The following is a 9,417-nucleotide window of genomic DNA, read 5'->3' on the forward strand; positions in this document are numbered from 1 at the left end:
TTGAGAAAACATTAACCTATTTCATCTTAGTTATAGTACTACGCATTAAGATTAGGACAGCTAAGAAACTTCAAAACATTACAGTTAAAAGTTTTGATTATAGCTAATAGCTGATAGCTGTTTGCGGAGCATGACCTAGGAAATACTTATAGCTATATCAAAGTTAATCAAATAATTCCCAAAATTATTTGAGGTTTAAATTTAATTTTTGGTGGAAGTTGATGCAAATTTTTTCCCATCATTTAAAGATTCCTGATTTACTATTAAATACCAAAATTAAGACTAGATTTATTATCAGCTTTAGGGCTGAAAGTTGAGGGAAATAGTAAAAGAGCAAGTTGATATGAAATACAAGTAATTATGCTATTTATGACTTTCCCTATCTCCCCATATCTCTATCTCTTGATAAATTATCTTGAGAAAACATTAACCTATTTCATCTTAGTTATAGTACTACGCATTAAGATTAGGACAGCTAAGAAACTTCAAAACATTACAGTTAAAAGTTTTGATTATAGCTAATAGCTGATAGCTGTTTGCGGAGCATGACCTAGGAAATACTTATAGCTATATCAAAGTTAATCAAATAATTCCCAAAATTATTTGAGGTTTAAATTTAATTTTTGGTGGAAGTTGATGCAAATTTTTTCCCATCATTTAAAGATTCCTGATTTACTATTAAATGCCAAAATTAAGACTAGATTTATTATCAGCTTTAGGGCTGAAAATTGAGGGGAATAGTAAAAGAGCAAATTGATATGAAATACAAGTAATTCTGTTATTTATGACTTTCCTTATCTCCCATCTCTCTATCTCTCGATCAATTATCTGTACCAAACATTAACCTATTTCATATTTCATATTAGTTATAGCACTACGCATTAAGATTGGGAAAGCTAAGAAACTTCAAAACATTACAGTTAAAAGTTTTGATTATAGCTAATAGCTGATAGCTGTTTGTGGAGCATGACCTAGGAAATACTTATAGCTATATCAAAGTTAATCAAATAATTACCAGAATTATTTGAGATTTAAATTTAATTTTTGGTTGAAGTTGATGTGATTTTTTTCCAATCATTGAAAGATTCCTTATTTGAGATTAAATACCAAAATTAACACTACATTTATTATCAGCTTTAGGGCTGAAAATTGAGGAAAATAGTAAAAGAGCAAATTGATATGAAATACAAGTAATTATGCTATTTATGACTTTCCCTATTTCCCCATATCTCTATCTCTTGATAAATTATCTGTAGCAAACATTAACCTATTTCATATTAGTTATAGCACTAAGCATGAAGATTAGGAAAGCTAAGAAACTTCAAAACATTACAGTTAAAAGTTTTGATTATAGCTAATAGCTGAATGCTGTTTGCGGAGCATGACCTAGGAAATACTTATAGCTATATCAAACATTTTTACCCAAAACTAAACATAGGATAACTCAAATATTGCACATTAGAGGAAAGACCTATCTTCTCTCGCCCTACTGAGGTACAAAATATGGTAGATTTTAACCTTTAATTAGACAGCATAGACTTTTTTTCCAATGAATATTTCTTCTAGTTCTCCCCATTCACAAACTCCAAATTTTGAGGCATTAACGGCACAAGCTGAACTTTATTATGCCCAAGGACAATTATCAGAAGCGATCGCTTGTTGTCGTCAATCTTTAAATCTACAACCGAATTGGGCCTCTACTTATGTAACCCTAGCAAATATTATCCAAGGCCAAGGTAAAATTTCGGAAGCAATTAATCTATATTATCGGGCCATAGAACTTAATCCTGAGTTATCCCAGGCTCATGTTAACTTGGGCAGTATGTTTTTTCGTCAGGGAAAGCTCGATGAGGCGATCGCTTGTTACAGGAAGGGGATTCAACTACGACCAGATATGGCCCCTGCTTATTGGAATTTGGCCAAAGTTTGGCAGCAACTGGGCAAGTTAGATGAAGCGATCGCCTCACAAGAAAAGGCATTAAAATTAAATCCTAATTTGGGTGGGGTTGAGGTTAATTTAAACCAGGGATATAAGTTAGCTGAAGAGGGAAAATTAGATGAAGCTATTGATAGTTGGCAAAAGGCAATTAGACTCAACCCAAATTTAGCAGAAGCTTATAGTCAAATTGGAATAATTTTGAGAAGTCAAGGTAAGTTTTATGAGGCTATTAAATACCTGAAAAAAGCGATTGAAGTTCGGCCTAATTATGCTACGGCACATCAACATTTATGTGGCATTCTTCGGGATGGTAATAATTATGAATTTGCTAGGCAAGCAGTGTCTAATTATTATCAGCAATGTGGGGAAATAGATCCGATTATGACTGGGATATATTTGATTAGCACTTATCAAGTATCTGGATTAAATGAAATTGCTAAAGATAGATTTTTTGACCTTGAAGCTAAACTGAAAGAAGATATGACTATTGTCAAAAAGGTAGTCGATCTAAAAGCTTTATATGGAAATTTTCTTTTTAGTGTTCCTTATTTAAGAGATGATATTCAAGCTAACTCAAATCTCTACAAATCGGTATCGAAAGTTTATAGACAATTTGTCCTAAAACCTCAAGATAATCATTTTTCTACTCCTGCTAATTTTGATAATAAATATTTATTAAAAATTGGCTTCATATCTAGTCATTTTAATAGACATTCTGTCGGTTGGTGTAGTCTTGATATTATCCGAGAGTTAGGAAAATTAAATACAGAAATATATTTATATCCAACAGAACGTTTCAAAACAGATGACCAAACTAAAAAATTTAGTCAAGCTGTTACTAAACTATATGTACCGAAAAAATATCCTCAAGGAAGCGTCGATGTCCGAGAAATTATTACTGAAATTCAGCAAGATAAAATAGATGTATTGATAGATTTAGATTCTTTGAGTTTACCAATTAATACTGAGATTTTACATCATAAACCTGCACCTGTTTGTATATCTTGGTTAGGATTTGATGCTCCTTATATATCTGAGAATAATTATTTTCTATGCGATTTACATACCCACCCTCAAGACAGAGAAAAATACTATATAGAAAAATTAGTGAGGATGCCAAATTCATTTGTAGCAACTTCTGGTTTTCAAAGAATAGAAACAAATAGAGCTAATTTAAGAAAGTCTCAGAGGATAGGTTTAGACCAAATCGTTTATCTTTGTTTAGCACCAGGAAGAAAATTTAACCGAGATTTAGTCAAAGCACAAATTGCTATCTTGAAGCAAGTTCCTAATAGTATATTAATTCATAAAGCATTAGGTGATATAGAAGTATTTCAAGCTGCTTATCATCAAGCTTGTAAAGTTGAAGGTTTAAGTATTCATCGCATTAAATTTATAGAAAGATTTCCTACAGAAGAAGAACATAGAAGTATCTATTCTTTAGCAGATATTATGCTTGATTCTTATCCTTATAATGGTGGTACTCATACCTTAGAAGCTTTATGGTTTAATTTACCAGTTGTCACCCTTGCCGGAGAACAATTTTTATCTAGAATGGGTTATTCCTTTTTACAAAATTTAGATATTAAATTAGGCGTGGCATCGTCATGGAATGAATATATTAATTGCGGTGTAAAATTAGGTCAAAATCCTCATTTACGTCAGGAATTTGTCGATAAATTAGTTAAATCTAAAGAGCCAGAAAATTTAGCACCATTATGGAACCCGAAAAAATTTGCTCAAGATATGTATAATACAATCGGAAAATTATGATACTTATTCCATTTGTTAGGGTGCATCTCAATGCGTGAATAAAGCCAAAAATTTATCGCTTTTAGGGAACAGGGCACAGGGAACAGGGAACAGGGAATATATAGGAAAAAAGTATTTTTGCTTACTATAAGATGCACCCATTTGTTAGATATAAAAAAAGTCAATAAAAATAGTTGAAAAAGGAAGAAGGAAGAAGCAAAAAGTGGATGGGGACTCAAACCCCAACCAATTGTCAACACCCTGTAGACGGTAGGGTATTAAACCCAAAATAAAAAGATAAAAAATTATTTTATTTTAGCTAATTAATATCCCCAGCAAAATGAAAATTTGGTAGCTGTTCAAGAATTTAGAATTAAGAATTTAGAATTACCGAATTATTAATTATTAACTGGAGAGTACAAAGTTATTCCAAAAAAACTATTTGCTTTAAAGGCTGAAAGTATTAGTGGAAAAAGCTTACAGTACTTACAGCTTTGAATAAAGAGTTTTTAACCCTTAGATAGCTGAAAGCCTTAGCTAGCAATAGTTATTCCAAGAACTTTGCACTGTCTAGATTATTAATTATTAATAATTAAATAATTCTGGTTTAAAGCCTCCCCCTTTTAAGGGGAAAAAAAAGAAATAATATCTCCTGATATTCAATCCTCTCGGTTTTAACTATAGGTAATTATCAATTATCAATTATCCATTATCAATTAATGAACTCTTCTTATAAATAAGAGGATTGGATAAAAGGATTTTTTTTCTTCTCTTGCTCTCATGGATATGGTGCAGGTTTCCTCGCCATCTCTATCAGACTAAGAGAAAAGAGCATATTCCTTATTTCAAACTTCTTTATTGTAGAGGTACTGATAACTGATAACTGAAATGACCTGTTATACCAGTTTGATAAATCTTTGCTACAAATATTTAGGTTACTTCTTAGGAGTCAGGAGACAGGAGTCAGGAGTCGTATGGGAATAGGTTTGATACCATTTTTTATATAGTAATTTATCTTTTTCATCCAATAGATATTTCCTACAAATTATTTTAATAATGCTTATTATTTGTAACATTCTTTTTTCAAATTGGTATTGCCTGCTATAATTAGGGCTTGCTGATTAAATCTAAAAGTATTTACTGATATTGGTTTGAGCCTTTTTGGGGTCGAATTGCAGTGCGCCTGTTTCAGTCTAAAACCCTCAAAAAGTTAGTATTTTAGGCGCATAGTTGGGCAGAAAAATTATTCTTACAATTCTTACTCCTATCTCCTCTAAGTACCCCGTTCCTCCTGTCTCCTGTCTCCTGTCTTCCCCTCCTGGGAGGGGTTAGGGGTGGGTTGTCTCCTACCCTCACCCATAAGACTTTTGAGCGCAAACCCTAATTACTCAATAAAAATAAAGTGAAAATTCCCACACTTCATCCCAATAGTAAACTTATTAGATCCTGGCAAGTATTAATTGTATTCATTACTATTTATAATGCTTTAATAGTCCCATTTAGAATTGCTTTTAAAAATAGATTTGATGGTATCTGGATTGTATTAGACATTATAGGAGATGTAATTTTAATTATTGATATATTTATTCGATTTCATCTTAGTTACTTTGAGTACGGAGAATATATTGAAGACAAAAAAAAGATTGCTAAAAATTATCTAAATCGACTGTTTTTGAGACATTTAATAGCTAGTTTTCCTGGAGACATAATTGCCAGAATAGTTGCACCAAACTCACTATTTACTATTGCCTTATTGAGATTACCTCGTTTATTACGACTACCCCAATTTTATCGAATTTTTAACAAGTGGGAAACCAACATAAATATTAACCCTACTTTAATTAGAATGTATAAATTAGTCATAATAATTATTTTAATTACTCATTGGGTAGCTTGTATCTGGTTTATGCTCGGCAGTTGGGAATCTAATGGTGAAAATTCTTGGTTGATTAGAAATTCCCTACAATCAGCAAGTAGAAGAACTCAATATATTAATTCCCTTTATTGGGCAATTACAACTCTGACTACTGTAGGATATGGAGATATTATTCCCACTACTGAAATTGAAATAATATTTACTTTGGTAGTCATGTTTTTAGGAATATCTATGTATGCCTATATTGTTGGCAATGTATCTTCATTAATTTCTAACCTAGATGCTACAAAAGCCAGATATAGAGAAAAGTTAGGGCAAATTCAAACCTATATGCGAGAAAACAAAATTTCCCCTAAGTTACAACAAAAAATTAGAGATTACTATCAATATAGATGGATTGAAAATCGAGATATTAGGGATTATCACATACTCGAAGAATTGCCTTATTCTCTAAAAATGAAATTAGCACTACAATTACACAAAGAAGTAATTGAAAAAGTGCCAATTTTTCAAGGAGCAACTACACAATTTGTCGAAGAAATAGTAATGGCATTAACCCCCGAAATATTACCACCTAATGAATATATAATTCGGGAAGGGCATTGGGGTCATGAAATGTACTTTATTAAACGTGGTTTAGTACAAGCCTTCTCAGAAAAAACTGGTACTATATACAGGAATATGAGTGCAGGTACATTTTTTGGAGAAATTGCTCTAGTATATGAACAACGACGTACTGCATCAATCATCACATTGACTTACTGTGAATTATTTATTTTAGAAAAAGATGACTTTAAAAAAGTATTAGAAAATTATCCAGACTTTGCAGCAAATGTTAAAAACATAGCAAAAGAACGTTATGAAAATGAACACAAAAAATAAATATGCAGCTATCAAAAACACCAACCATTAAATATATTAAACAACCAACTTCACAAGCTTGGATTGAACAAGCGATCGCTAATCTAGACACTATATTATTAGACCATTCTCACTGCGAGCGAAAAGCAGCAGGAGTAGCTTTAAATTTAATGTTTCGCTATCCTTCAAGTACGAAACTCATCAAAAAATTAACAGCTATTGCTAAAGAAGAATTAGAACATTTTGACCAAGTAAACCAATGGTTAGAACGCCGTAATATTCCATTAGCTCCTCTAAATTCTCCTCCTTATGGAGCAGCTTTAAATAGTAAAGTGCGGCGGAATGAACCGGAAAGAATGTTAGATTTATTATTAGTTTACTGTTTAATCGAAGCTCGAAGTCACGAACGTTTAGGCTTACTTGCAGATTACTGCCCAGAACCAGAATTAGCAAAATTTTATCGTAGTTTAATGGCATCTGAAGCCAGACATTATGGAATATATTGGGTTTTAGCCACAACTTATTTTGAACCAGAAAAAGTAGAGAAAAGATTAGAGGAATTAGCAATATTTGAAAGTGAAATTCTCAGCAATTTACATCCAGAACCACGCATCCATAGTTAACTAGGCACAAACCCTAATTAGGGTTTGCGCTCAAAAGTCTTTTTTAAGGAGTAGGGGAGCGGGGGAGTAGGGGAGTAGGGGAGTAGGGGAGAATTTTTTTGCCCAACTATGCGCTAAAAATGCGCTCCTTTTTGAGCATAAAGAGCTGAAAACCATGTACTTTTTCAATACCTAAAAAGGCTCAAACCTTTATCTGGCAATTATTTGAGATTTAATCAGCAAACCCTAATTAGGAGCTAGTCGGATATATTTGTCAGAGTGATTTTTCTGCAATTATTCTGACTTTTATGCTAACTTTTTGAGGATTTTGGGCTGAAAATCTAGCACTTTTTTTAACCAAAAAAAGGCTTTGACTAATATCAGTCAATACTTTGAGATTTAATCAGCAAGCCCTAACTAACTATCATATCAAATCCGGTTGAATACTACTTATTATATAGTTTGGGCAGTAGGGGAGTGGGGGAATAGGGGAGATTGAAGGCTTGAAATCTAGATAGAATTATGAACATATACTATATCACCAGATTCTATAATCATCCAAAAATTTCCATAACTATAACGTTACAGTTCAGGGTCTGACCCCTGATAATAACTACAACGTTGCAGTTTAGGGTCTGACCCCTCATTTAGTCTCTATCACCAGATTCTATAATCATCCAAAAAATTCCATAACTATAACGTTGCAGTTCAGGGCATGACCCCTGATAATAACTACAACGTTGCAGTTTAGGGTCTGACCCCTCATTTAGTCTCTATCACCAGATTCTATAATCATCCAAAAAATTCCATAACTATAACGTTGCAGTTCAGGGCATGACCCCTGATAATAACTACAACGTTGCAGTTTAGGGTTTGACCCCTCATTTGGTCTCTATCACCAGATTCTATATCATCCAAAAATTTCCATAACTACAACGTTGCAGTTCAGGGTCTGACCCCTCATTTGGTCTCTATCACCAGATTCTATATCATCCAAAAATTGTATCCGCTCAATAAATGGGGGCGGACTACCAGTTCAGGAACGATTTTACGCCATTTGAGCCTTGCTATTTACCGATTTACCCCAGATTATTGAGCGGTTACAAAAATTTCCATAACTATAACGTTGCAGTTCAGGGTCTGACCCCTGATAATAACTACAACGTTGCAGTTCAGGGTTTGACCCCTCATTTGGTCTCTATCACTAGATTCTATATCATCCAAAAATTTCCATAACTATAACGTTGCAGTTCAGGGTCTAACACCTCATAATAACTACAACGTTGCAGTTCAGGGTCTGACCCCTCATTTGGTCTCCAAACCCTGATATAAAATCAGGCTAAACACTTAATTGTATGTTTGAGGGGGATAGGAAGATAGGGAGATGAGGAGATTGGATATTGAAGTCTAGATAGAATTATTAACATATATATAATCGGATTCTATATCAGCTAAAAGTTTCAGATTCTATATATATCCTTTGATTTTTTACAAATTATTTGTGATTTATATATAACAAATCTAAATCATTTGTGATAATTTGCTTCGGTGTTCCCTTTTCCCTAAAATTTACAATATCTCACAACTCAAATAAGATTGCTACATAACCTTTTTCTGATAAAGATAAAAGCTTTAATCTACCACCTAAAACCTGCTCAAATTATGAAAAAATATTATCGTGATTTTGTAATTAGAAACTGGCAACCAGATGACCGTCAAATAGTGGCAAATATTATCGGTTCTGTTCTGGCAGAATACGGTTTAAACTGGGAACCCGAAGATGCAGATCGAGATGTCTTACAAGTAGAAAAATTTTATCAAAATGTAGGAGGAGAATTTTGGGTAGTAGAAAAACAAGAAAAAATATTAGGCACTGCCGCATATTATCCAATTTCACGAGGTAATAAAGCAGTCGAAATTAGAAAGATGTACTTATTGCCAGAAATCAGAAACCAAGGTTTAGGAAAATTTTTATTAAAAGAATTAGAAAACAGAATTATAGAATGTAAATTTCAAGAAATTTGGATAGAAACAGCAACAGTATTACAAGAAGCTGTTAAATTATATGAAAATAACGGTTATCAATTAACAACTGGTGTGGAGACAAAACGCTGCGATCGCATTTATCAAAAAATTCTATAGCAGGGAACACCGGAGCAGGGAACACCGGAGCAGGGAACAGTAGGAAAAATATTTCCTTGTCTAAGGTTTATTATCAGCATAAATCCTAACCAACCCATTTTTTGCTATAGACACAAACATTGACATACTCCCCGGCGTAAACGCACGGGGATTCTCCTGAAACCAGGATTCTTGGTTCAATGAGTCCACTTAAACTAAATACCTTACGGCATCTAGTCCAGAGATGGTTCTCACGCCTGCGCGTT

At 33.1% G+C, this 9,417-nt stretch carries 4 protein-coding genes; all 4 read left to right on the forward strand.

Going from position 1 to position 9,417, the window contains the following annotated elements:
• The first annotated feature begins 1,549 nt into the window (after window positions 1-1,549).
• Window positions 1,550-3,712 (forward strand): glycosyltransferase family 41 protein, encoded by a 2,163-nt coding sequence (locus F6K54_RS23640; protein WP_293082762.1) that lies wholly within the window; start codon window positions 1,550-1,552, stop codon window positions 3,710-3,712.
• 1,381 nt (window positions 3,713-5,093) lie between these two features.
• Window positions 5,094-6,449, forward strand: coding sequence for an ion transporter (locus tag F6K54_RS23645; protein WP_293082765.1), 1,356 nt, complete (start codon window positions 5,094-5,096; stop codon window positions 6,447-6,449).
• Window positions 6,450-6,451: 2 nt separating this feature from the next.
• Entirely contained in the window at window positions 6,452-7,051 is a 600-nt protein-coding gene (locus tag F6K54_RS23650; protein ID WP_293082768.1) for a tRNA-(ms[2]io[6]A)-hydroxylase, read from the forward strand.
• A gap of 1,641 nt (window positions 7,052-8,692) precedes the next feature.
• Window positions 8,693-9,172 (forward strand): GNAT family N-acetyltransferase, encoded by a 480-nt coding sequence (locus F6K54_RS23655; protein WP_293082771.1) that lies wholly within the window; start codon window positions 8,693-8,695, stop codon window positions 9,170-9,172.
• Window positions 9,173-9,417: the final 245 nt, after the last annotated feature.

Source organism: Okeania sp. SIO3B5 (assembly GCF_010692555.1).
Classification (GTDB): Bacteria; Cyanobacteriota; Cyanobacteriia; order Cyanobacteriales; family Microcoleaceae; genus Okeania.